This window comes from Pectobacterium aroidearum (assembly GCF_041228105.1).
GTDB lineage: Bacteria > Pseudomonadota > Gammaproteobacteria > Enterobacterales > Enterobacteriaceae > Pectobacterium > Pectobacterium aroidearum.
In genome coordinates this window covers 3,624,589-3,646,392 of record NZ_CP166097.1, presented here as the reverse complement: position 1 = coordinate 3,646,392, position 21,804 = coordinate 3,624,589, and the positions used below count along the sequence as shown (strand labels likewise).

The following is a 21,804-nucleotide window of genomic DNA, read 5'->3' as shown; positions in this document are numbered from 1 at the left end:
GTTCATTCAGAGAGACATGGGCTTAGGGTATCATGACTTTAGAATCAATGTTGTCGCTGAAGGAATCGATACATACCCTAAATAATTCGAGTTTCAGGCAGGCGGCAAGCGAGGGAATCCCGATGAGCTTACTTAAGTAAGTGATTCGGGTGAGTAAGCGCAGCCAACGTACATGCAACTTGAAGTATGACGGGGATAGCACTCGAAGGAATGTGAAAGGCATTGGGGCATCGTCTGACTTTTGATATTGTCCCATTATGCCGCTGTTCGATAATGTTTGAACGCCTGTATAATCCTTTTGATTTGAGTCATCTACCCATAGATGTCGGGTTACAGAAGGGAAGCATCTCTGTAATTTGCACAATTTTGGGTAAAAACAGCACTGGATAAAGATGAAAACTATTGAAGTCGACGAAGAGCTTTATCGTTATATTGCCAGCCACACACAGCATATCGGTGAAAGCGCATCGGATATTTTACGGCGTATGCTGAAATTTACCGCTGGGCAGCCTGTGGTCACGCCTGCCGTAGAGGCTGTCACAACGGCGACATCTCAGCCTGCTGCGGCACCGAGCCCGCGCGATCGGGTACGAACCCTGCGTGAGCTGCTGCTGTCGGATGAATACGCTGAACAGAATAAGGCCATCAATCGCTTTATGCTGGTTCTGTCCACGCTGTATACCTTATCGCCGCAGGAGTTTGCTGCCGCGACAGAATCTCTTCATGGCCGCACGCGGGTCTATTTCGCGGGCGACCAACAAACGTTGCTTCAGCATGGCACACACACAAAACCCAAACATATTCCGGGCACGCCATACTGGGTGATTACCAACACGAATACCGGTCGTAAACGTAGCATGGTTGAGCACATCATGCTGACGATGCAGTTCCCTGCGGAACTGACAGAGAAAGTGTGCGGAACCATCTGATTATTTATTAACCATTTATCTAACTACAGCGTTAGGGAGAAGCGCCAATGGCTAATCACCCAAGGGCCGGACAGCCTGCCCGGCAGAGCGATTTGATTAATGTGGCACAGTTAACGTCACAATATTATGTGCTGCAGCCGGAAGTCGGCAACACAGCGCACGCGGTGAAATTTGGTACGTCTGGCCATCGCGGCAGCGCGGGGCGCCATAGCTTTAATGAACCGCACATTCTGGCGATTGCGCAGGCGATTGCTGAAGAGCGTAAAAAGCAAGGCATCAGCGGCCCGTGCTATGTCGGTAAAGATACCCACGCGCTCTCCGAGCCGGCGTTTATTTCCGTGCTGGAAGTGTTGGCTGCCAATGGCGTTGATGTCATCGTGCAGTTGGATAATGGTTTTACCCCAACGCCAGCGGTGTCTAACGCCATTCTGGTTCACAATCGTCAGGGTGGTGCGCTGGCGGACGGCATTGTAATCACGCCGTCCCACAACCCGCCGGAAGATGGTGGCATTAAATATAATCCGCCAAACGGTGGCCCAGCAGATACCAATCTCACCAGCGTGATTGAGAAGCGTGCGAATGCTCTGCTGGCGGATGAACTGCGTGACGTGAAACGCATTACGCTGGATCAGGCGTGGAAAAGCGGACATGTCCACGAGCAGGATCTGGTTCAGCCGTATGTCGAAGGGCTGGCTAGCGTGGTGGACATGGCGGCGATTCAACGTGCCGGTCTGAAACTCGGTGTTGACCCGCTGGGTGGTTCCGGTATTGCCTACTGGCAGCGTATCGCAGAGCATTACAAGCTTGATCTGACGCTGGTGAATGATGCCGTCGATCAGACATTCCGCTTTATGTCGCTGGATCACGATGGCGTGATTCGTATGGACTGCTCGTCAGAATTCGCCATGGCTGGGCTACTGGCGCTGCGTGATAAATTCGATCTGGCGTTTGCTAACGATCCTGATTATGACCGCCACGGTATTGTCACGCCTTCCGGATTGATGAACCCGAACCACTATCTGGCGGTGGCGATCAACTATCTGTTCCAGCATCGTCCACAGTGGGGACAGTCTGTTGCTGTCGGCAAAACACTGGTATCCAGCGCGATGATCGATCGCGTAGTGGCCGATTTGGGTCGTAAGCTGGTGGAAGTGCCGGTTGGCTTCAAATGGTTTGTTGACGGTCTGTATGACGGCAGCTTTGGCTTCGGTGGTGAAGAGAGCGCGGGTGCATCTTTCCTGCGCTTTGATGGTACGCCGTGGTCGACGGACAAAGACGGGATCATCCTGTGTCTGCTGGCGGCAGAAATTACGGCCGTGACGGGTAAAAACCCGCAGCAGCATTATGATGAGCTGGCACAGCGCTTTGGCGCGCCAAGCTATAACCGTATTCAGGCTTCCGCGACGCATGCGCAAAAAGCCGTGTTATCCAAGCTGTCGCCTGAGCAGGTGTCGGCCAGCACGCTGGCGGGCGATCCGATTACTGCACGTCTGACTGCTGCGCCGGGTAACGGTGCATCGATTGGCGGCCTGAAAGTGATGACGGAAAATGGCTGGTTTGCCGCGCGTCCTTCCGGCACCGAAGAAGCCTACAAAATCTACTGTGAAAGTTTCCTCGGGGTGGAACACCGCGAGCGCATCGAGAAAGAAGCGGTAGATATTGTCAGTGCGGTACTCGCAACGGCGAAATAAGTGAAAAGGCGCTGTTTGCAGCGCCTTTTTTCATCTTGTACAACCAGAAAACGCAGAATGCCTTTATCCCAACGCGACAAGCAGCGCACCTGCTGAAATCAGCGCAACACCGACGCCCGCCATCAGCGAAATCTTTTCTCCCAGCAGGATGACTGCCAGCACGACAGCGAACACCACACTGAGCTTATCGATCGGAGCAACCTGTGCGACGTTACCGTTCTTCAATGCGACAAAGTAAAACAGCCACGACAGCGCACCCGCGACGCCGCTGAGCACAATGAACAACAGCGCTTTCTTATTGGCAATAATCTCGCCGACCAGCACCAGTTTGCCTTGTGCGACCACCACCCCTACCAGAAAAAGTGCCATGATGACGGCACGAATTGCGGTCGCCGTATTGGCGTCCAAGTTTTGCAGACCAATCTTGCCAAATATCGCGACCAGCGCGGCGCATACAGCAGACAGCAAAGCGTAAATTAACCAACTACTCATGACGATGTATTCCTGAAGAAATGACGGGCACGCATCGCGGGAGAGATTCTCCATGGGCGTCGCCTGATACAGAAGGATGATTTTACGGCATAAATCGATAACCGATAGCGGTTTCCGTCAAGAGATGGCGTGGTCTTGCCGGATCGCTTTCCAGCTTCTGGCGCAGGTGCCCCATATAAATACGCAGATAGTGGCTGTGCTCGACGGCATTCGGCCCCCAAACCTGCGCCAGTAGCTGACGTTGCGTCAGCACTTTTCCTGGGTTAGCGAGGAGTGTGGCCAGCAGGCGAAATTCGATAGGCGTCAGGTGCAATTCCTGCCCGTCGCGGTTCACCTGCCGATTGAGTAAATCCACGGTGATCGTCCCAAAGCTCACCAGCGGCGTTTCCTGCTGTGTATTGCTGTGGCGACGCAGCGCGACGCGCAATCGCGCCAGCAACTCGCCGATGCCAAACGGTTTGGTCAGATAATCATCGGCACCCGCATCCAGCGCGTCTATTTTATCCTGCTCGTCGGTACGGGCGGAAAGCACAATCACGGGCAGGCTGCTCCACTGACGTAAATCGCGGATGTAGTCGATACCGTCGCCGTCCGGCAGGCCTAAATCGAGAATAATCAGATCGGGTTTGCGCGTGGCCGCTTCCAGCAAGCCGCGCTGCATTGTTTCTGCGTCAAACACGCGACAGCCTTCGCCTTCCAGCGCCTGACGCACGAAACGACGGATCTCTTTTTCATCTTCAACGATCAGAATAGTGGCCTGCAATGGATTCAGTGCTCCTCAATATCTTCCGGTTCGAGGTCTGGTGGTGTCGACAGCGGAAGCGTGAAATGGAAAGACGCGCCGCCGCTTTTTGCATTCGTTGCCCAGATTCGGCCACCGTGAATTTCTACAATTGCCCGGCAGATTGCCAGCCCCAGCCCCACACCGGGAATGGATGACTCTTTATGACCGCGGGAGAATTTATCAAAAATCATACTTTCCTGACCGTGCTCAATCCCCGGGCCATTGTCCTGCACAATAATTTCCAGCACGCTTTCCTGATCATCGGGCTGCGACGCCGTGCTCTCTGCAATAACGCTTGCTGAAATGGCAATCGTGGCCTGCTCGCCAGCGTATTTTAGCGCATTCTCCAGCAGATTAATGAACACGCGTTCCACCAGTCCCGCATCACAATAAACCAGAACCATCTCATCAGGTAGATTAACCTGAATGGTGTTTTTCGCCAGCGCGCTTTCCAACTGCTGTAGGGCGCTGCCGATGAGCTCCTCCGGTGTTTGCCACTCTTTGCGCAGGTTAAAGCCATCCGACTGAATACGTGCCATATCGAGCAGATTATTCACCAGCCGCGTGGTGTTTAAAATATGCTGACGGATCTGGTTGGCCTGCTGAGCATAAGGCGACCCTTCGCTCGCCAGATTCAGCGTCAGAATCTCGGCCTGACCAAAAAGTACGGTCAGTGGCGTGCGGAGATCGTGTGAGAGCGCGGCGAGCAGCGAGTTACGCAACTGTTCGCGCTCGGCATCCAGCCGGGCATTTTCCGTACTTTGCATCAGGTGCAGACGCTCCAGCGCATTGGCGATCAGCACGGTAAAGGTTTCCAGCAGCCGCTGCTGTTCGGGGATCATCAGCTGGCGGGCATTATTGGGCTCGATTGCCAACACGCCGAAGATTTGCTGCGTGGTGGCGAGCGGTAGGATCTGATACGACACGCCGGGCAGGGTGGTTGTTCCCGCTCCGGCAGGCGCGCGATGATCGAAGCTCCAGCGGGCGATGGCGTGATCGACAATCAATTGCTGACTGTCTCGCGCAGGTTGTGCGAGTTCAGGCGAGGTATGATGCAGGCTATCGGCGAGCAGAACCGCGATCCTGGCCTGAAATGTCGTGCTGAGAAAATGCTGGCTGGCCTCGACAATATCGGCGCTGGACAGGCTGCGGTTCAACGCCTTGGACATCTCATACAGATGGCGGACGCGCTGCTCGCGATAACGGGCGACTCTGGCCTGATAACGCACGCCTGCGGTCAGATTACCGACCAGCAGGCCGACGCCAAGCATCACGGCGAAGGTGACCAGATATTGTGCATCCGACACGGCAAAGGTGCCACGCGGCAGAATGAAGAAGAGATCGAAACTGGCGACATTGATGATGGCGGCGAACACCGACGGCCAGCGACCAAAGAAGAGCGCGACAATGACCACAGCCAGCAGATAAATCATCACCAGATTGACCGGTTCCAGCATGGCAAACGGCGACCACGAGGCGAGTAGGGTGATCAAGGCGCACAGCAGCGTGGCGAGCCCGCAGCCAAACAGCTGCATACGCCATTTTTCTACCAGACCGCGCGCATCAGGCGCTTTTATCGGCGTGGCAGGTACATCATCCTGCACGGCCACCACGACCAGATCGAGATCTGGCCCCAGTCTGCCTAGCCGTTCGGCAAAGCGAGTGCGCCACCACCAGCCGAAGCGCTGCTCCACATGGCGGCCAATGACGATCTTGCCGAGGTTGTGCTCACGCGCATAGCGTAGGACGGCAAGTTCTTCGTCGGGCTCAGATAGCGTAACCGTTTCTGCCCCTAAATCCTGCGCCAGCTTGAGCGCCCGCAGGATGGCGCGCCGTTGCGGTTCAGGCAAGCGGTGAAGACGCGGGGTTTCGACGTAAACGGCGTGCCAGGCGCTGCCTAACCGCGCCGCCAGACGTGCCGCCGTTCGCACCAGCTTTTCATTACCGGTGCCGTGGCCGATACATAACAGAATGGCATCGCGCGTATGCCAGACCTGTTCGCGCCCTTGTCCGGCACGCATGGCGCGCATTTGATCGTCAACCCGATCTGCCATGCGTCGCAGCGCCAGTTCACGCAAGGCGATCAAATTGCCTTTACGGAAAAAGTTCTCGACGGCACGTTCGGCCTGTAGTGGCAGGTACACTTTGCCTTCGTTCAGGCGTTGCCGCAGATCGTCCGGTGGAAGATCCACCAAAATGACTTCGCTGGCCTGATCGAATATCGGGTCTGGCACGGTTTCCCGCACGCGAATCCCCGTGACACCACCGACTACATCATTCAGGCTTTCCAGATGCTGAACGTTCACCGTCGTGAAGACGTCGATACCGGCATCGAGCAGTTCCTGCACGTCCTGCCAGCGCTTGGGGTGGCGCGATCCACTTACGTTGCTGTGCGCCAGCTCGTCGATCAGAATCAGCGCCGGACAGCGTGCCAGCGCCGCATCCAGATCGAATTCGACCGTATGGCGACCGTGGTGGTGCAAATGCTTGAGCGGCAGCAGCGGTAAACCATCCAGCAACGCAGCCGTTTCGCTGCGGCCGTGGGTTTCTACTACGCCGACAAGAATATCCAACCCCTGAGCACGCAGCCGCTGGGCTTCCTGCAACATGGCATACGTTTTCCCGACGCCCGCGCAGGCGCCAAAAAAGATCTTCAGCTTGCCGCGTGGTGGCGCACCGACCTGAGCCAGTAGGCTATCGGGATCCGGGCGACGATCTTCACCGTCAATCATGTTCTATCCCTTATTAGCGCGGCCTGAACAATCGTCAGGCCGCAGATAGCGATTTGTGGAACGAAAACGGTGGTAATGGGATAGAAGAGTAAAGCGTTTGCGCCAGGGATGGCGCAAGCCGAGCGTACAGGGACGTATTCACAGCGTCTTTACGATCTACCCATTACCACCGCTCTACGGCCTCAGCGGGGTTCCGTATAATGATTAATAGTAACGCACAGCCGATTAGGGCAGGGGGTTTTCCTTATCCAACGCCAGATTCAGCAGCAGGACATTGACCGCCGGCTGCCCAATGAACGCGGGTTTACTCGTTTCGGTAAAGCGATCGATCAATTGCTGTACCTGCTGGAGCGACATCCCTCTGGCCTGTGCGATGTAGAGCGCCTGATAACGCGCAGCTTCTGGGGAAATCTGCGGGTCCAACCCGCTGCCGGATGCTGTTAACAATTCAGCAGGCACCGGCTGTTGATTGCCGACCAACTGATGCCAGCGCGCAGCGCGTTCGACGAACTGTTTGTCCAGCGCCGGATTGCTGGCGGCCAGATTGCTACCGCCGGATGCCAGCGCGTTATAAGGCGCATCTGACGTGGCGGAAGGACGCCCCTGAAAATAACCCGCCTGACTGAATGACTGCCCGATCAGGGATGAACCCACGGCGGCATTGTCACGGTAAATCAGCGATCCGTTTGCCTGAGTCGGAAACAGCCACTGTGCCAGCACCGTTGTCAACAGCGGGTAGGCCAGGCCGGTAAACAGCAGCAATAATAAGAATAAAAACAAAGAGGAACGTAAATAGCGCATCGCGTACACCCGTCAGTCCTTAAGCCAGATTCAGCCCAGTCAGCAACATATCAATAAGCTTGATACCGAGGAACGGCACCAGCAGCCCGCCAAGACCATAAATCCACAGATTGCGGCTTAACTGTGCCGCGGCGCTCATGGGGCGATAGCTAATCCCTTTGAGCGCCAGCGGGATCAGAAATACAATAATCAGCGCATTGAAGATCACCGCCGACAGCATGGCCGAGGTGGGGGAGTGCAACTGCATCACGTTTAGCGCATTGAGCTGCGGGTAGGTGGCAGCAAAGGCGGCTGGGATAATGGCGAAATATTTCGCCACGTCGTTGGCGATACTGAACGTCGTCAGCGAGCCACGCGTCATCAGCATCTGCTTGCCGATGTGTACGACCTCAATCAGCTTGGTTGGGTTGGAGTCCAAATCAACCATGTTGCCCGCTTCCTTTGCGGCCTGCGTGCCGGAGTTCATTGCCACCGCCACGTCTGCCTGCGCCAGCGCGGGGGCATCGTTAGTGCCATCGCCAGTCATCGCGACCAGTCGACCTTCGGCCTGATACTGGCGAATCAGCGCCAGCTTGGTTTCCGGTGTGGCTTCCGCCAGAAAATCATCGACGCCGGCTTCTGCGGCAATCGCCGCCGCCGTGAGCGGGTTGTCGCCGGTGATCATCACGGTTTTGATTCCCATACTGCGCAGCTCGGCAAAGCGCGCTTTGATGCCGCTTTTTACGATGTCTTTCAGTTCCACCACGCCAAGCACGCGCTTGCCTTCCGCAACGACCAGCGGTGTCCCTCCGCTGCGAGCAACGTTAGATACTGCTTCTTCTACCTGATGCGGGAAATCGCCGTTGTTCGCTTCAATGTAGCGGCGCAGGGCATCGACGGCACCTTTACGAATGGTGCGCTGGCCGAAATTGACGCCACTCATACGTGTCTGTGCCGTAAAGGGAACAAAGGTGGCGTCCAGCGATGTGAGGTCCTGATCTGCCAGATTAAAACGCTGCTTCGCCAGCACCACGATGCTGCGCCCTTCGGGCGTTTCATCGGCTAAGGAGGCGAGACGCGCGGCATCAGCCAGTGCCTGTTCCGTCACACCCGGCGCAGGCAGGAAAGCCGAAGCCTGACGGTTGCCCAGCGTAATGGTGCCGGTTTTATCCAGCAACAGAACGTCAATATCGCCCGCCGCTTCGACGGCACGCCCGCTGGTGGCAATCACGTTCGCTCCCAGCATTCGGCTCATCCCTGCCACGCCGATAGCCGACAGTAGGCCGCCGATGGTGGTGGGGATCAGGCAGACGAGCAGAGCGACAAGTACGGTCACGCCGACGACATCGCCGCTGTGATTCGCTTGTACGCCGAACCAGGAGAACGGGTAGAGTGTGGCAGTCACCAGCAGGAAGATGAGCGTGAGTTCGATCAGCAGAATGGTCAGCGCGATTTCGTTCGGGGTTTTCCGACGCTGCGCCCCTTCGACCATCGCAATCATCCGGTCAAGGAACGTTTCGCCGGGATTGACGCTGCACTGAATCACCAGCCAGTCGGACAGCACGCGCGTGCCGCCGGTGACGGAAGCGAAATCGCCGCCGGACTCGCGAATCACCGGCGCGGATTCCCCGGTGATGGCACTTTCATCGACGGATGCACCCCCCTCCAGCACTTCACCGTCGCATGGGATCGTTTCGCCCGCGCTCACCAGCACGATATCGCCTTTGCGCAGGCTATCGGCTGGCACGGATTCCGAACTGGCATCGTGATGCGGTGCGGAGAGTTTATTCGCCCAACTGGTTTTTTTGACGCCTTTCAGCGCGTTTGCCTGTGCTTTGCTGCGGCCTTCCGCCAGCGCCTCGGCCATGTTGGCGAACAGCACGGTAAACCACAGCCAGAGTGATACCAGCCCGGTAAACATGGCGTTCCCTTCCGTTTTACCGGCCAGAATAGCCAGCCAGACGAGGGTGGTCAGCATACTGCCGAGATACACCACGAACATGACCGGGTTGCGCCACTGCACGCGCGGGTCGAGTTTCTTCAGCGCATCTTTCAGCGCCGAGCGGATTAATGTTCTATCAAACAGCGTTTGCTGTTTACGTTTGCCAGCGTGGCGGGAAGTCTCGCCCTGCTGGGCAGAGGACGGTTCCTGTGTTGCCTGATGATTCATCGTGTGACGAGTCATAAAAAGTCTCCAGCCTTAGTGAGTCAGGCCGAACTGTAAATGTTCAGCGACTGGCCCTAACGCCAGTGCAGGGATAAACGTCAGTGCGCCAATCAGTAGAACGATGGCGATGAGCATGCCGATAAACAGCGGACTGCGGGTGGACAATGAGCCTTTGCTTTCCGGCTGGCGCTTTTTCACGACCAGCGAACCGGCGATAGCCAACACAGGCACCATGACGGCAAAGCGACCCAACAGCATGGTGACAGCGAGCAGCACGTTATAGAACGGCGTGTTGACGCTCAGACCGGCAAACGCGCTACCGTTGTTATTCGCGGCAGAGGAAACGGCATAGAGCACTTCGCTAAAACCGTGCGCGCCGGGGTTCAGAATGCCGCTGCGTCCGGCTTCCGTACTCAGCGCCAGCGCGGTACCGAGCAGCACTAACGCAGGGGGAATCAGAATCGCCAGCGCTGTCATCTTCATCTCATAGACTTCGATCTTTTTGCCCAGATATTCCGGCGAGCGACCAATCATCAGGCCAGCAATAAAGACGGTCAGAAGAACGAACAGCAGCATGCCATACAGACCAGAACCGACACCGCCGAACACCACTTCACCAATCTGCATCAGCCACATGGGAACCATGCCGCCAAGCGCCGTGAAAGAGTCGTGCATCGCGTTCACCGCACCTGTCGAGGTAGCTGTGGTGACAACGGCATACAGGCTGGAAGTCAGAACGCCAAAACGCGTCTCTTTGCCTTCCAGATTCGCCGCGCTGTCCGCGCCTAATGCCAGCAGATGCGGGTTACCGATGACCTCCATTTTCATCACCACGGCTGCCGCGACGATAAAAATTAGCCCCATAGCCCACAGCAGTGCATGGCCCTGACGGTTGTCGCTGACGGCTTTACCAAAAGCGAAGCATAGCGCGGTAGGAATCAACAGGATCGCCAGCATTTGTACGATGTTGCTCAGCGCGGTCGGGTTTTCAAACGGATGAGCCGAGTTGGCACCAAAGAAACCGCCGCCGTTGGTGCCGAGCAGTTTAATCGCTTCCTGTGAGGCAACGGGCCCCATCGGCAGCGTTTGGGCTGCACCGTCCAGCGTGGTCAAATGCTGATAAGGCAGCAGGTTTTGCAGCACGCCCTGGCTAACAAAAAACAGCGCCAGCAGCAGGGACAGCGGCAGCAGCACGTACAGCGTGATGCGAAACAGATCGAGCCACGCATTGCCCAGTGTGTCGACGCAGCGACGGGAAAACGCGCGGATTAACGCGAAAGCGACGGCGATGCCGCTGGCAGCGGACAGGAAGTTTTGTACCGTTAGGCCAACCATCTGGCTCAGGTAGCTCAGCGTGTTTTCGCCGCTGTAAGCCTGCCAGTTGGTGTTGGTGACAAAGCTGATTGCCGTGTTCAGCGCCAAATGCCACGACAGCCCCGGCATATTCTCTGGGTTAAGCGGCAGAACTCCCTGCGCCATGAGCAGGATAAACAGGACGACAATGCCGATCAGGTTAAGGGTCAGAATAGCCGCCGCATACTGCTGCCAGCGCATCTCTGTTGTATCTAAAGCGAAAAGGCGCGCCGTTCCTGCTTCAAACTTTTGCAGAAGCGTACCCGTTTCGCCCTCAATCAGACGGGCCTGTCCGCTGCCCAACGGCTGAGCGACGATCAGCACGGTAAGCAGCAGACCAAAGATCAGTAGAAAAGCGTCGGCGGCCATCAGAATTCCTCCGCCTTCAATAAGGCATAGACCAGATAGGCCAATAGCAGCAGCACGAGCAGGCCGCCTAAGACGATGCTAAGTGTCACAACACACCTCCAGAACAAAATAGACAGCGTCAGAGTAGGAAAACGCAGGAAAAGAAGGTGCAAATTTCCCGTCTGCGGGCGTAAAAAAAGTATAAAAATGGGCTGAAAAGTAGACGACGGAAGCAGGGAGCGTGTTACGGGATTAACCACATCGTCTGCGGTGAGGAAAGGGTATTAAAAGAAGGGAATAAATTGATCCAATCTAAAAACCATAAATTAACTAATGGTAAGTTTATTTTTAACGTTATTGTAACTTAATGACGTAATGGTGAAAAAATTGGCGATTATTTCATCTTTTACTGGTCAGATGAGTAGTAAACTTTCAGAAAAGGCGGTAAAATTTTAACCAATATCACAGTTCTTATTTTATCGTTATGAAGAGCGTCGCTGAATCAGGGCGCTTATCCCAGAGGAGGATCGTTATGTCGCTTTATACTACTTATCCCTTGCACCGTATTCTCCTGCGTCGCGCCGCCGTGGCTGCCATTGGCGTGCTGGCGTTACCGGTGATGCTGTTCCGCCGCGATCGGGCACGTTTTTACAGCTATTTACACCGTGTCTGGCTGAAAACCAGCGATAAACCCGTATGGATGGCGCAGTCCGAAGCGGCTGCTTGCGATTTCTATTAAGCCTATCGCAGCCAGGCCGCTATTGACCGCTCTGTGCGAGTCATGGTGACGCCAGTATTTGTATCCTGACGTCACCGGTTTAAAACAGCTTGGCATTCAACGGCAATCAATAAGCGTCATTTCCGCTAACGGATCTGGCGCTTATTTTGTTTTGAGCGAATGAAATCGTAGTGCCAGCAACATCACCGATAGACTGATCAATACCGCGACGCTTGCCATTGCCATACCATCCCCGACGGAGCCTTGCTCAAACTGACGCCAAACAAAAATGGACACCGTTTGCACGCCGGCAGGCGAGAGCAAGAGTGATGTCACCAGCTCGCGCGATGCGACAGCAAAGACCAACATCATGGCAGCCAGTAGGCTGGGGAATACCAGCGGGAAAACGATTAACCGCAATGCTGCCATGGCGTTAGCGCCGTGAACGCGCGCCGCGGATTCCAGATTACTGCCGATTTGCGCTAATGCCGCGCTGCTATAGCGGACGGGGTAAGGCAGCAGCAGACAACTGTATGACAGCAGCAAAATCACCCAGGTGTTATAGGGCGTGACCGGCCAGAAGCTCTGGTTCCAGGCGAGAATCAAGCCCACCCCGACAACAATCCCCGGCAGCGCGGCAGGAAGCATCGATAATCCATCCAGCACGGCGGCCCCCCGAATACGCTTGGCAACCACAAACCAGGCTGCGAGAAAGCCGACCGTTCCCGTCAGTAACGCACTGCCGACTGCCAGACCCAGACTGGTCGTTAAGGCTGGCAGCGCTTCGTTTTCGTCATCAACCAACATGGTGAAGTGCTGCCAGGTTAAATTTTGCCAGGAAATTGTGCTGGAGATGGTGGCAGAAAACGCCGTAATCAGCATGGAAGCCAGTGGAATCCCCACAGCCAGCAGGCCGACAACGCTAAACAGCACTAATACTGGCCAGCGCCATATACCTAATGGACGAGTGACGATGGCGGCGGGTTTGCCTGTGGTTGTTTCGACATTACTCCCGGCGACCATCGCCCGCTGTAGGGTAAATGCACAGAGCGCAATAGCAACCAGCAGCAAAGACAGCACCGCCGAACCGGAGAGGTCGATCGGCCAGTCCGCCAGTCGTTGCTCGATATTTGTCGTCAGCACCTGAATACCGGCCCGCGATCCGAGTGCGGCGGGAATGCCGTACTCTTCGATCGCCAGCGTAAAGGCAAGCAGCAGGCTGGCCGCTGTCGCAGGCAGTGACAATGGCAGCGTGACTCGCAGAAATGCCTGCCAGCCGTTGGCACCGTGAACGCGAGCGACATCCGCCAGGCGATTTCCGCTCGCCGCCATACTGCGTGAAACGGCGAAATAGACGACCGGGAAAATATTCAGCGTCATTACGCCAATCATGCCGGGTAATGAAAACAGCGCTTCTCCCAGTTGAATGGGCAATAGCTGCTCGGCGTAGCCTCGCGGCTGTAGCGCCAGCATCCACGACAGACCGGCGATATAAGGTGGGATCAGGAATGGGATGAGAAACAGTAAATCCCAAAATCTTGCCAACGGCAGCGCAAAGAGTCCGCGTAGCGCTCCGAGTGGAATAGCGATTACCGCACAGCACAGGGCAACACCTAACCCAAGCAGCAGCGTATTTTTCAATAGGGCGAATAGCCGCGCCTGTGCAAAAACATCTGCAAAGGCTGAGAACGGGTTCGCAAAGGAACCTGAACCCAAATTCGGGAAAATTGCCTGTAGCGCAACGAACAATACGGGAATGCCAACCAGAGTAAAAAGTACCGCCACCGTAAGCAGTGGCAGTAAAGTAAACTTGTTCATCTGATACTCCAGCCTTGCTGACGGTCGTCAGCAAGGCGTTATCTATACTCGTTATATTTCAAGCAGTATGAGCACTCACTGGGTTGCTCAATCCCTCCGTGGATTCATGCATTCTTTGCTCAAGAATATCGCGTGATGTAAAACGCGAACGTTGGTCCTACCGCTCGAACTATCCAGGGTATGTCATGATTGAACAGGCTTAGCGCTGACCAAATAAGGCGGCAAAGCGATCGAGAACGGCAGCACGAGAAGCTGAAGCGCTATCGCCTTCTGGCAGCAACGTCAGGTTCTTAAACAGAGGACGCTTGGCATCAACGTCCTGACGTGCAGGCATCAACCAGGCTTCGGCCACTGCTTTTTGGCCTTCAGGCGACAACATGTAGTTGATGAAGTCTTTTGCCTGCTGCTGGTTTTTGCTGCTTTTCAGAATCATCATCGGGCGAGGAGCGATGACGGTGCCGCTGGAAGGGAAAATGACTTTAATGGATTCGCCAGACTCCATGCTGCCGTAAGAAACGTAGTCTACGGCACCGAAAACGGCGGCTTTCGCCCCTTGCAGTACGGGCGTTAATGCCTGTGCGTTCGGGCCTGCGATAATCATGCCGTTGGCTTTTAAGCGATCGAACATGTCCCAGGCTTTATCTTTTTCCGCATTTTGCAAACCAATCAGCAGATCGAGCGAGGCACCAGACAGCGCGGGATCGGGCGTGGTGACTTTATCTTTAAATTCTGGCTTGGTGAGGTCGTTCCAGTCTTTGGGTTCCGGGGTGCCGCTCTTGCTGTTCCACACAATGCCCAGTGCGGAAATACCTTGTGCCACGTAGAAAGGGGTTTTGAACTGCGCAGGCACGGTCGCCGCATTCGGGCTATCAAATTCCAGCAGCCAGCCACGCTGCTGCAAGTCTGTCGCTGTATCCCAGGAAGCCGAAATCAAGACGTCTGCTCGTGGGTTGGCCTGCTCGGCTTCCAGTCTTGCCATAACTTTACCGGTTGTGGCCTGAAAAACATCGACTTTCACTCCGGTCTGCTTTTCATAACCCGCCGCCAGTTTCTTTGCCAGTGCTCCCGGTCCGGCGGTGTACAGCGTCAGGGCATGCGCGCTGCCTGTCACCGCTGCTAATGAGAGAGCTATACCCATAATGATGCCTCGTTGATTCATGGTAAACAGTGTGTTTTTCATTGCATTTTTCCCCAAAGTTAACGTGTGGTGATATCAGTAATGTGGCCTTGCGACATGTGAACAATACGGTGCGCCAGTATGTTGGCTTCGCCTCGGTCGTGGGTGACATACACGGCGGTGGTACCAAGATGGCGTAAGAGCGATGCCATCTCCTGACAAAGCGATTCACGTAGATCCCGGTCGAGATTGGATAGCGGTTCATCGAATAGCAGGATGTTCGGCTCCGCGATAATGGCGCGCGCCAGTGCGACTCGCTGTTGCTGGCCGCCGGATAAATCGGCCGGTTTGCGATCGCCAAAATCAGCCAGACCGACGCGCGCTAGCGTGACGTCAACGCGTTGGCGGCAGATATCGCGTGGAACCTTCCTCATCAGCAGTGGGAACCCGACATTTTGTGCAACGGTCATATGCGGCCAAAGCGCATAGTCCTGAAAGACCATGCCAAGATTGCGCTGCTCTGGTGGCAGGCATAGTTGATGGCCGGCAACCTGACGATCGCCAAAATGAATGGTGCCCGCGTCCGGCTGTAACAGACCGGCCAGCAATTTTAGCAACGTGCTTTTGCCGCAGCCGGAAGGTCCCAGCAAGGCCAGAATGGTGCCTTTCGGCACATTGAGGCTGATAGCATCGAGCACCGTTTTCCCAGCAAAAGCGTGGGTCAGTTTATCGATCGCAATCGCCGCAGGCGTAGTGAGTTCAGCCGTGGTCATCATCACCTCCGTGCAATAACGGGAGGCGATATCCATTTTGATATCGGTGGATCGGACGGGTGCTTTTGGGTTGCCTGGTTAAAGGGCATAACAAAGCGTCCCGCCAGTAAAGCAGGGGAAAAAACATGGGGTATCCTCTTTGGGACTCTATATCGGAATGGGGATTGTAGTGGGGGAATAAGGCTATTTGATGACAGACGAAAAGATGTTAGCAGCACGCATTTTTGATAGGCAGTTCGGCCGCAGAGAAAACTGTTTGAGTTTGATCGAGATAATCCATCAATCTCATGATTTATTACTTTATTCTTTGCTGTGACTGCACTGCATTGTGGTGAAATCCGCTATGCTGGTCAGAGGGTTTGCAGAATGCCATCACGGTAAACCATATTGACAAGCGTAAGGATAAATCATGACGTTAAAACTCATCCCTGTTGGTATCAGCGCCTGTCTGCTCGGTAATCCCGTACGGTTTGATGGCGGACACAAGCGTCTGGAATTTGCCGTTGAACAACTGGCGCCCTATTTTCGTTTTGAACCGGTCTGCCCGGAAATGGCGATTGGTTTACCGGTGCCACGCCCGGCACTCAGACTGGTGCGAGAAGGGGAAAGCCACATTACGCTGCGCGCCAGCAATGGTTCACCGCTGGATGTCACTCAGCAGATGGCGGTGTTTTCTGCTGATAAAGTCAGCCAGCTTCAGCACTTATGCGGTTATATCGTCTGCGCCAAATCGCCAAGCTGCGGCATGGAACGCGTAAAGATCTACGATGAAGCGCAAAAGAATGCGCGTAAAAGCGGAATTGGCCTGTTTACGCAGGAACTGATGCGGCAAATGCCCTGGCTACCCGTTGAGGAAGACGGACGCCTGCACGATCCCGGCTTGCGGGAGAATTTTATTGCACGCGTTTATGCATTACATGAACTGAATCAGCTATGGCAAGACGGGCTGAGTCGTGGCGCGCTCATTGCCTTTCATAGCCGCTATAAATTGCTGCTGCTGGCGCATTCTCAGCCGGAATACCGTGAGCTGGGGCCGTTTGTTGCGGGAATCGATAAGTGGGATTCACTGGAAGACTACGTTGTTGAATACCGGAAACGGCTCATGAAACTGCTGTCGACGCCTGCGACGCGGCGCAATCACACCAATGTGCTGATGCACGTGCAGGGCTATTTCCGGCGCCAGCTTAATTCCCAACAGCGGCAGGAACTGTCGCAGCTCATCGATCGCTATCGGCAAGGTTTTCAACCGCTATTGGCGCCGATCACGCTGCTGAAACATTACATGGCGGAATACCCCGATGCGTATCTGGCTCAGCAGCGTTACTTTGAGCCGTACCCGGAGGCATTACGCCTGCGTTACGGACACTAGTTTGACCGCCCGAGGAGTTTCATGACTACGCATGTCGCTACACATCATGCTGCTACACATTTAGTCTGGCTGCGCAACGACCTGCGCATTACCGATAATCTGGCGCTGTTCGCGGCCTGTCAGGATCCGAATGCCACCGTGCTGGCCGTCTTTATCGCGACGCCTGCACAATGGGAAAAGCACGATATGGCACCGCGGCAGGCGACCTTTCTGCTGGAAAATCTGACGTCGGTGCAGTACGCGCTGGCCGAGAAAGGGATCCCGCTGCACTACCATGAATGTGCTGACTTTGCGGCATCGGTTGACTGGCTGGTGCAATTTTGTGCGCAGCAGCAGGCCACCGACCTTTTCTACAATTATCAGTATGAAATTAACGAACGCCTGCGTGATAAGCAGGTAAAAGATCGGCTGGCGGATAGTGTGGTTTGCCACGGCTACCATGACAGTCTGTTGCTACCGCCGGGCAGTGTGCTGACGGGCAACGGCGAGATGTATAAAGTATTTACGCCATTTCGTCAGGCTTTTATCAAACGACTGTTAGAAGCGGAGACGACATGCGTGCTGGCACCGGACGCGCGCGGTGAACCTATCAATAATATGACGGCACTGGTGCCGTTCAGCTATCCGCAGCGCGAGGTGGATAGCGACGATTTCCCCTGTGGTGAACGTGCGGCGTTGCAGCAACTGCGCCGTTTTTGCCGCGAACAGGTACAGGATTACGACCAGCAGCGGGATGTCCCGGCGCTGCCCGGCACCAGCAAGCTTTCTCCCTATCTGGCTCTGGGGATCGTCTCGCCGCGCCAATGTTTTAATCGTCTGCGCGCCGAGTGTCCGGATATGCTGGAACGACGTGAAGGCGGGGCGTTTACCTGGTTTAACGAGCTGGTCTGGCGCGAATTTTATCGTCACCTGATCGTGTCTTGGCCGCAGTTGTGTAAACACCGTCCGTTTACCGCCTGGACGCAGTGGGTGAAATGGCGAGAATCACCAGAGGATTTAGCCGCCTGGCAGCAGGGTAAAACCGGCTACCCAATTGTGGATGCGGCGATGCGTCAACTGAATGAAACGGGCTGGATGCACAATCGCCTGCGTATGATCTGCGCCAGTTTTCTCGTCAAAGATTTGCTGATCGATTGGCGCGAAGGCGAACGCTACTTTATGTCGCAACTGCTGGATGGCGATCTGGCGGCGAATAACGGCGGCTGGCAGTGGGCAGCATCGACAGGTACCGATGCGGCACCTTATTTTCGCATTTTTAACCCGACAACGCAGGGCGAGCGCTTCGACCCTGAAGGTCGGTTTATTCGTCACTGGCTGCCTGAATTGGCTGCCGTGCCGGATAAAGATATTCATCAGCCCCATCGATGGGCTGACAAACATCATCATCAGCTGAACTATCCGCTGCCCATCGTCGACCACAAAACCGCACGTCAGAACACGCTGGCGGCGTTTGAGGCGGCAAAAAATATCGGTATGGCGGATAACGATCGAGAAGAGAACGATAAGTATGCGTAATGTGGAACTGGAAAGAATTATTAACGAGAAACTGAGCACGGAGACGTTTCAGGACTACGCGCCGAACGGTTTACAGGTTGAGGGGCGTGCAGAAGTAAAACGTATTGTAACGGGCGTAACGGCCTCACAGGCGTTGCTGGATGCCGCAGTAGAAAAGCAGGCCGATGCCATTCTGGTTCATCACGGCTATTTTTGGAAAAACGAACCGCAGATTGTTTGTGGCATGAAACGTAACCGGCTGAAAACGCTGCTGGTCAATGATATCAATCTGTACGGCTATCACCTGCCGCTGGATGCACATCCTGAACTGGGGAATAACGCCCAGCTGGCGGCGCTGCTGGAGATTCAGGTGCAGGGGATGATTGAGCCGCTGGTGCCGTATGGCGAGCTGGCGCAGCCCATGACGGCGGATGCTTTTTGCCGCCGTGTAGAAAAGCGGCTGGGGCGTACCGTGCTGCATTGTGGGGATAATGCACCGCAACAGATACAGCGCGTGGCCTGGTGTACCGGCGGTGGACAGGGCTTTATTGAGCAGGCGGCCCGATTTGGCGTCGATGCTTTTATTACCGGTGAAGTGTCTGAGCAAACCATCCACATTGCGCGCGAAATGGGGCTGCACTTCTTCGCTGCCGGGCACCATGCGACCGAGCGCGGCGGCATTCGGGCGTTGGGTGAGTGGCTGGCAGAACAGCACGGTTTTGATGTGACATTTATTGATATTCCTAACCCTGCGTGATGGGCTGAAAGTCTCTGTATCGCACATGAATGATGCCGCATTTTTTATGTTGGCATCGTTGTTGCTTAGCTGTTGGGAAGAAAACGCATAGGTAAGCAACGTTAATCATTTTGCCATGTTCACCATGATGGATAAAACGCGATTCAGGAGGAAAGATTGCAACGAGCACGATGTTATCTTCTGGGCGAGAGAGCGGTCGTTCTGGAACTGGAACCGCCTATGTCGCTGGAGAGCCAGCAGCGGATATGGGGGCTTGCCGAGCGCCTGAATCACCATGAAGAGGTGCTGGAAGCGATTCCGGGCATGAACAATCTGACGGTACTACTGGCGAACCCGCAGCAGGTAGCGCTGGATGCGCTTGAACGCTTGCAGCGTTGGTGGGAAGAGAGTGAGTCGCTGGTGTTTGACCCACGCGATATCGACATTCCCGTCGTTTATGGTGGAGAAGCGGGACCGGATCTGGCGGAAGTTGCCGCCCACAGTGGCCTGAGCGAGCATCAGGTTGTGGAAGCGCATGCGTCTGCACAATATGTGGTCTACTTTTTGGGCTTTCAGCCGGGTTTTGCCTACCTCGGTGGATTAAACGAGAAACTGCATATGCCGCGTCGCGCCGAACCGCGCCTGCGCGTCCCAGCAGGATCGGTGGGGATTGGCGGTGCGCAGACGGGGATTTATCCGCTGGCGACACCGGGCGGCTGGCAACTGATTGGTCGCACTTCGCTGAAATTGTTTAATCCACAGACGATGCCACCCACGCTGCTGCGCCCTGGTGATAACGTTCGGTTTCTGCCACAGAAGGAGGGCGTATGCTGAAAGTTATCCATGCCGGATTGCATACTTCGGTGCAGGACGGTGGCCGTGTCGGTTTTCGCCGTTTGGGTATCAGCCAGTCAGGTGCGCTCGATCTGCCTGCTCTGACGATGGCTAACCTGCTGGTGGGCAACGCAGAGAATGCGGCTGCGCTGGAAATTACGCTGGGCAAGTTTACCGCAACATTCACTACCGCCTGCTGGGTGGCGCTGACTGGGGCAGACTGCCATGCCGACCTTGATGGCAAACCGCTCTGGACAGGCTGGCGTTTCGCCGTGAAGCCGGGACAAACGTTAAAAATGCGCATGCCGCGTAACGGAATGCGCAGCTATCTGGCCCTGTCCGGTGGCATAGATGTGCCGGAAGCACTCGGTTCGCGCAGTACCGATTTGAAAGCGAGTTTTGGTGGTTTTGACGGACGTTTGCTGATGGACGGCGATGAGCTTCCGCTGGGTACGCCGACTCGTGAACTGACGCGGGAAGTCGGCATTAAGCAGCTGTTGTTCAGCAACCGCGTGCGGGCATTGCCGGGGCCGGAGTATCAGGAGTTCAGCGAAGAGATGCGGGAGCTGTTCTGGCGAACCTCCTGGCAGTTGAGCCCGCAAAGTAACCGCATGGGCTACCGTTTGCTCGGTGCTGAGCTACAGCGTTCTGCCTTGTCAGGCAACAAACCGCGCGAACTGCCATCGCATGGACTGCTACCGGGCGTCGTGCAGGTTCCACACAATGGTCACCCTATCGTACTGCTGGCGGATGCGCAGACAACCGGCGGTTACCCGCGTATTGCGACGGTGATCGAAGCGGATTTATTCCATCTGGCGCAAATCCGACTCGGTGAACCGATCCATTTTATTCACTGTACGCAGGCACAAGCGCAAAAAGCGGGCGAGGAACAGCGACGTTACCTCGAACAACTTGCATGGAGGCTACATGATTATTGATTTGAATGCCGATCTGGGCGAGGGCGGAGAGAACGACGAAGCGTTGTTGAAGCTAGTGACCTCGGCCAATATTGCTTGCGGATTTCATGCTGGCGATGCGCAAACCATGCGTCAGTCAGTGCGTTGGGGAATCGGTTATGGGGTTGCGCTTGGCGCTCACCCGAGCTTTCCCGATCGTGAAAATTTTGGCCGTAAGGCAATGAATGTGCCTGCGGAAATTGTCTTTGCACAAATGGTGTATCAGCTTGGCGCGCTCAGCGCGATTGTCGCTGCTGAAGGGGGCACGCTGTCACACGTAAAGCCCCACGGTATGCTTTACAATCAGGCCGCATGCGAACCGGCGCTGGCCGATGCGATAGCCAAGGCGGTGAAGGTCGTCAATCCCGCGCTGCGTCTGGTCGGGCTGGCGGGCAGTGAGTTAATCCGAGCCGGGCAACGGCTAGGGCTGGAGACGCGTCAGGAGGTGTTCGCCGATCGCTGTTATCTGCCTGACGGAACGCTGGTGCCTCGCACTCAGGCGGGAGCGCTGATTAACAGCGATGAGCTGGCGCTGGCGCAGACGCTGGAAATGATCCAGCGCCAGCGGGTCAGAGCAATCGACGGTTCCTGGGTTACTGTGCAGGCGGACACCGTGTGTATTCACGGCGATGGACAACACGCGTTGCTGTTTGCGCGCAAATTGCGTAGCTGCTTTAGCGAGCACCAGATAACGGTAGCTGCGGCATAATCAT

Annotated in this window: 19 protein-coding genes; 9 read left to right on the top strand and 10 right to left on the bottom strand. The window is 55.5% G+C overall.

What is annotated here, in order from left to right; genetic code table 11:
- Nucleotides 1-392 precede the first annotated feature (392 nt).
- The gene (gene seqA, locus AB8809_RS16570) at nt 393-929 is read left to right on the top strand and encodes a replication initiation negative regulator SeqA (RefSeq protein ID WP_015839491.1); all 537 of its coding nucleotides are present in this window, start codon (nt 393-395) and stop codon (nt 927-929) included.
- Nucleotides 930-976: 47 nt separating this feature from the next.
- Entirely contained in the window at nt 977-2,620 is a 1,644-nt protein-coding gene (pgm, locus tag AB8809_RS16565) for a phosphoglucomutase (alpha-D-glucose-1,6-bisphosphate-dependent) (RefSeq protein WP_349855002.1), read from the top strand.
- 63 nt (nt 2,621-2,683) lie between these two features.
- On the opposite strand, the gene AB8809_RS16560 is transcribed toward pgm, so the two are convergent.
- The 7 genes from AB8809_RS16560 to kdpF form a co-directional block, all read right to left on the bottom strand.
- Entirely contained in the window at nt 2,684-3,112 is a 429-nt protein-coding gene (locus AB8809_RS16560; RefSeq protein WP_015839493.1) for an EamA family transporter, read from the bottom strand.
- An 82-nt stretch (nt 3,113-3,194) separates the two neighbouring features.
- Entirely contained in the window at nt 3,195-3,875 is a 681-nt protein-coding gene (kdpE, locus tag AB8809_RS16555; RefSeq protein WP_181844523.1) for a two-component system response regulator KdpE, read from the bottom strand.
- A 5-nt stretch (nt 3,876-3,880) separates the two neighbouring features.
- Nucleotides 3,881-6,628, bottom strand: a complete 2,748-nt coding sequence (gene kdpD, locus AB8809_RS16550; RefSeq protein ID WP_349855001.1) for a two-component system sensor histidine kinase KdpD — start codon at nt 6,626-6,628, stop codon at nt 3,881-3,883.
- 225 nt (nt 6,629-6,853) lie between these two features.
- Nucleotides 6,854-7,429 carry a potassium-transporting ATPase subunit KdpC gene (kdpC, locus tag AB8809_RS16545; protein ID WP_336710023.1) on the bottom strand — a complete coding sequence of 192 codons (576 nt, stop codon included), beginning with the start codon at nt 7,427-7,429 and terminating at the stop codon, nt 6,854-6,856.
- Nucleotides 7,430-7,448: 19 nt separating this feature from the next.
- On the bottom strand, nt 7,449-9,593 hold the full coding sequence (gene kdpB, locus AB8809_RS16540) for a potassium-transporting ATPase subunit KdpB (protein ID WP_349854999.1): 2,145 nt from the start codon (nt 9,591-9,593) through the stop codon (nt 7,449-7,451).
- Between the two features lie 15 nt (nt 9,594-9,608).
- A complete protein-coding gene (gene kdpA, locus AB8809_RS16535) occupies nt 9,609-11,297 on the bottom strand; it encodes a potassium-transporting ATPase subunit KdpA (RefSeq protein ID WP_349854998.1) in 1,689 nt (562 codons plus the stop codon).
- Entirely contained in the window at nt 11,297-11,386 is a 90-nt protein-coding gene (gene kdpF / locus AB8809_RS16530; protein ID WP_039290783.1) for a K(+)-transporting ATPase subunit F, read from the bottom strand. Before kdpF ends, kdpA begins: the two co-directional genes overlap by 1 nt.
- A 422-nt stretch (nt 11,387-11,808) precedes the next feature.
- On the opposite strand from kdpF, the gene AB8809_RS16525 reads away from it, so the two are divergent.
- Nucleotides 11,809-12,015 (top strand): YbfA family protein, encoded by a 207-nt coding sequence (locus AB8809_RS16525; RefSeq protein ID WP_015839499.1) that lies wholly within the window; start codon nt 11,809-11,811, stop codon nt 12,013-12,015.
- A 141-nt stretch (nt 12,016-12,156) separates the two neighbouring features.
- Here AB8809_RS16525 and AB8809_RS16520 read toward each other — a convergent pair whose 3' ends face one another.
- The 3 genes from AB8809_RS16520 to AB8809_RS16510 all read right to left on the bottom strand — a co-directional run bounded on the left by AB8809_RS16520 (nt 12,157) and on the right by AB8809_RS16510 (nt 15,702).
- Nucleotides 12,157-13,812: an iron ABC transporter permease gene (locus AB8809_RS16520; RefSeq protein ID WP_349854997.1), complete on the bottom strand. Its 1,656-nt coding sequence runs from the start codon at nt 13,810-13,812 to the stop codon at nt 12,157-12,159.
- Between the two features lie 199 nt (nt 13,813-14,011).
- Nucleotides 14,012-14,992 carry an ABC transporter substrate-binding protein gene (locus AB8809_RS16515; protein ID WP_015839501.1) on the bottom strand — a complete coding sequence of 327 codons (981 nt, stop codon included), beginning with the start codon at nt 14,990-14,992 and terminating at the stop codon, nt 14,012-14,014.
- Nucleotides 14,993-15,009: 17 nt separating this feature from the next.
- Nucleotides 15,010-15,702: an ABC transporter ATP-binding protein gene (locus tag AB8809_RS16510; protein WP_300998027.1), complete on the bottom strand. Its 693-nt coding sequence runs from the start codon at nt 15,700-15,702 to the stop codon at nt 15,010-15,012.
- A gap of 409 nt (nt 15,703-16,111) precedes the next feature.
- Between AB8809_RS16510 and AB8809_RS16505 the strand changes: the two genes are divergently transcribed.
- From AB8809_RS16505 to pxpA, 6 genes are all read left to right on the top strand, one after another.
- Nucleotides 16,112-17,071, top strand: coding sequence for a 2-thiouracil desulfurase family protein (locus AB8809_RS16505; protein ID WP_015839503.1), 960 nt, complete (start codon nt 16,112-16,114; stop codon nt 17,069-17,071).
- Between the two features lie 21 nt (nt 17,072-17,092).
- Nucleotides 17,093-18,586 (top strand): deoxyribodipyrimidine photo-lyase, encoded by a 1,494-nt coding sequence (gene phrB / locus AB8809_RS16500; protein WP_349854996.1) that lies wholly within the window; start codon nt 17,093-17,095, stop codon nt 18,584-18,586.
- Nucleotides 18,579-19,322, top strand: coding sequence for a type 2 GTP cyclohydrolase I (locus AB8809_RS16495; protein ID WP_015839505.1), 744 nt, complete (start codon nt 18,579-18,581; stop codon nt 19,320-19,322). The genes phrB and AB8809_RS16495 overlap by 8 nt, the downstream gene beginning before the upstream one ends.
- A gap of 156 nt (nt 19,323-19,478) precedes the next feature.
- Nucleotides 19,479-20,135 carry a 5-oxoprolinase subunit PxpB gene (gene pxpB / locus AB8809_RS16490; protein WP_180778375.1) on the top strand — a complete coding sequence of 219 codons (657 nt, stop codon included), beginning with the start codon at nt 19,479-19,481 and terminating at the stop codon, nt 20,133-20,135.
- Nucleotides 20,129-21,073: a 5-oxoprolinase subunit PxpC gene (gene pxpC / locus AB8809_RS16485; protein WP_205946896.1), complete on the top strand. Its 945-nt coding sequence runs from the start codon at nt 20,129-20,131 to the stop codon at nt 21,071-21,073. Before pxpB ends, pxpC begins: the two co-directional genes overlap by 7 nt.
- A complete protein-coding gene (pxpA, locus tag AB8809_RS16480) occupies nt 21,063-21,800 on the top strand; it encodes a 5-oxoprolinase subunit PxpA (protein ID WP_015839508.1) in 738 nt (245 codons plus the stop codon). The genes pxpC and pxpA overlap by 11 nt, the downstream gene beginning before the upstream one ends.
- The last annotated feature ends 4 nt before the right edge of the window (nt 21,801-21,804 follow it).

Bases quoted from the DNA above. Each gene is read 5' to 3' on its own strand.
- pxpC (WP_205946896.1), top strand. From the start codon at position 20,129: ATGCTGAAAGTTATCCATGCCGGATTGCATACTTCGGTGCAGGACGGT.
- pxpA (WP_015839508.1), top strand. From the start codon at position 21,063: ATGATTATTGATTTGAATGCCGATCTGGGCGAGGGCGGAGAGAACGAC.
- seqA (WP_015839491.1), top strand. From the start codon at position 393: ATGAAAACTATTGAAGTCGACGAAGAGCTTTATCGTTATATTGCCAGC.
- AB8809_RS16515 (WP_015839501.1), bottom strand. From the start codon at position 14,992: ATGAAAAACACACTGTTTACCATGAATCAACGAGGCATCATTATGGGT.
- AB8809_RS16510 (WP_300998027.1), bottom strand. From the start codon at position 15,702: ATGACCACGGCTGAACTCACTACGCCTGCGGCGATTGCGATCGATAAA.
- phrB (WP_349854996.1), top strand. From the start codon at position 17,093: ATGACTACGCATGTCGCTACACATCATGCTGCTACACATTTAGTCTGG.
- pgm (WP_349855002.1), top strand. From the start codon at position 977: ATGGCTAATCACCCAAGGGCCGGACAGCCTGCCCGGCAGAGCGATTTG.
- AB8809_RS16520 (WP_349854997.1), bottom strand. From the start codon at position 13,812: ATGAACAAGTTTACTTTACTGCCACTGCTTACGGTGGCGGTACTTTTT.
- kdpB (WP_349854999.1), bottom strand. From the start codon at position 9,593: ATGACTCGTCACACGATGAATCATCAGGCAACACAGGAACCGTCCTCT.
- AB8809_RS16525 (WP_015839499.1), top strand. From the start codon at position 11,809: ATGTCGCTTTATACTACTTATCCCTTGCACCGTATTCTCCTGCGTCGC.
- kdpA (WP_349854998.1), bottom strand. From the start codon at position 11,297: ATGGCCGCCGACGCTTTTCTACTGATCTTTGGTCTGCTGCTTACCGTG.
- AB8809_RS16560 (WP_015839493.1), bottom strand. From the start codon at position 3,112: ATGAGTAGTTGGTTAATTTACGCTTTGCTGTCTGCTGTATGCGCCGCG.
- AB8809_RS16495 (WP_015839505.1), top strand. From the start codon at position 18,579: ATGCGTAATGTGGAACTGGAAAGAATTATTAACGAGAAACTGAGCACG.
- AB8809_RS16505 (WP_015839503.1), top strand. From the start codon at position 16,112: ATGACGTTAAAACTCATCCCTGTTGGTATCAGCGCCTGTCTGCTCGGT.
- kdpC (WP_336710023.1), bottom strand. From the start codon at position 7,429: ATGCGCTATTTACGTTCCTCTTTGTTTTTATTCTTATTATTGCTGCTG.
- kdpD (WP_349855001.1), bottom strand. From the start codon at position 6,628: ATGATTGACGGTGAAGATCGTCGCCCGGATCCCGATAGCCTACTGGCT.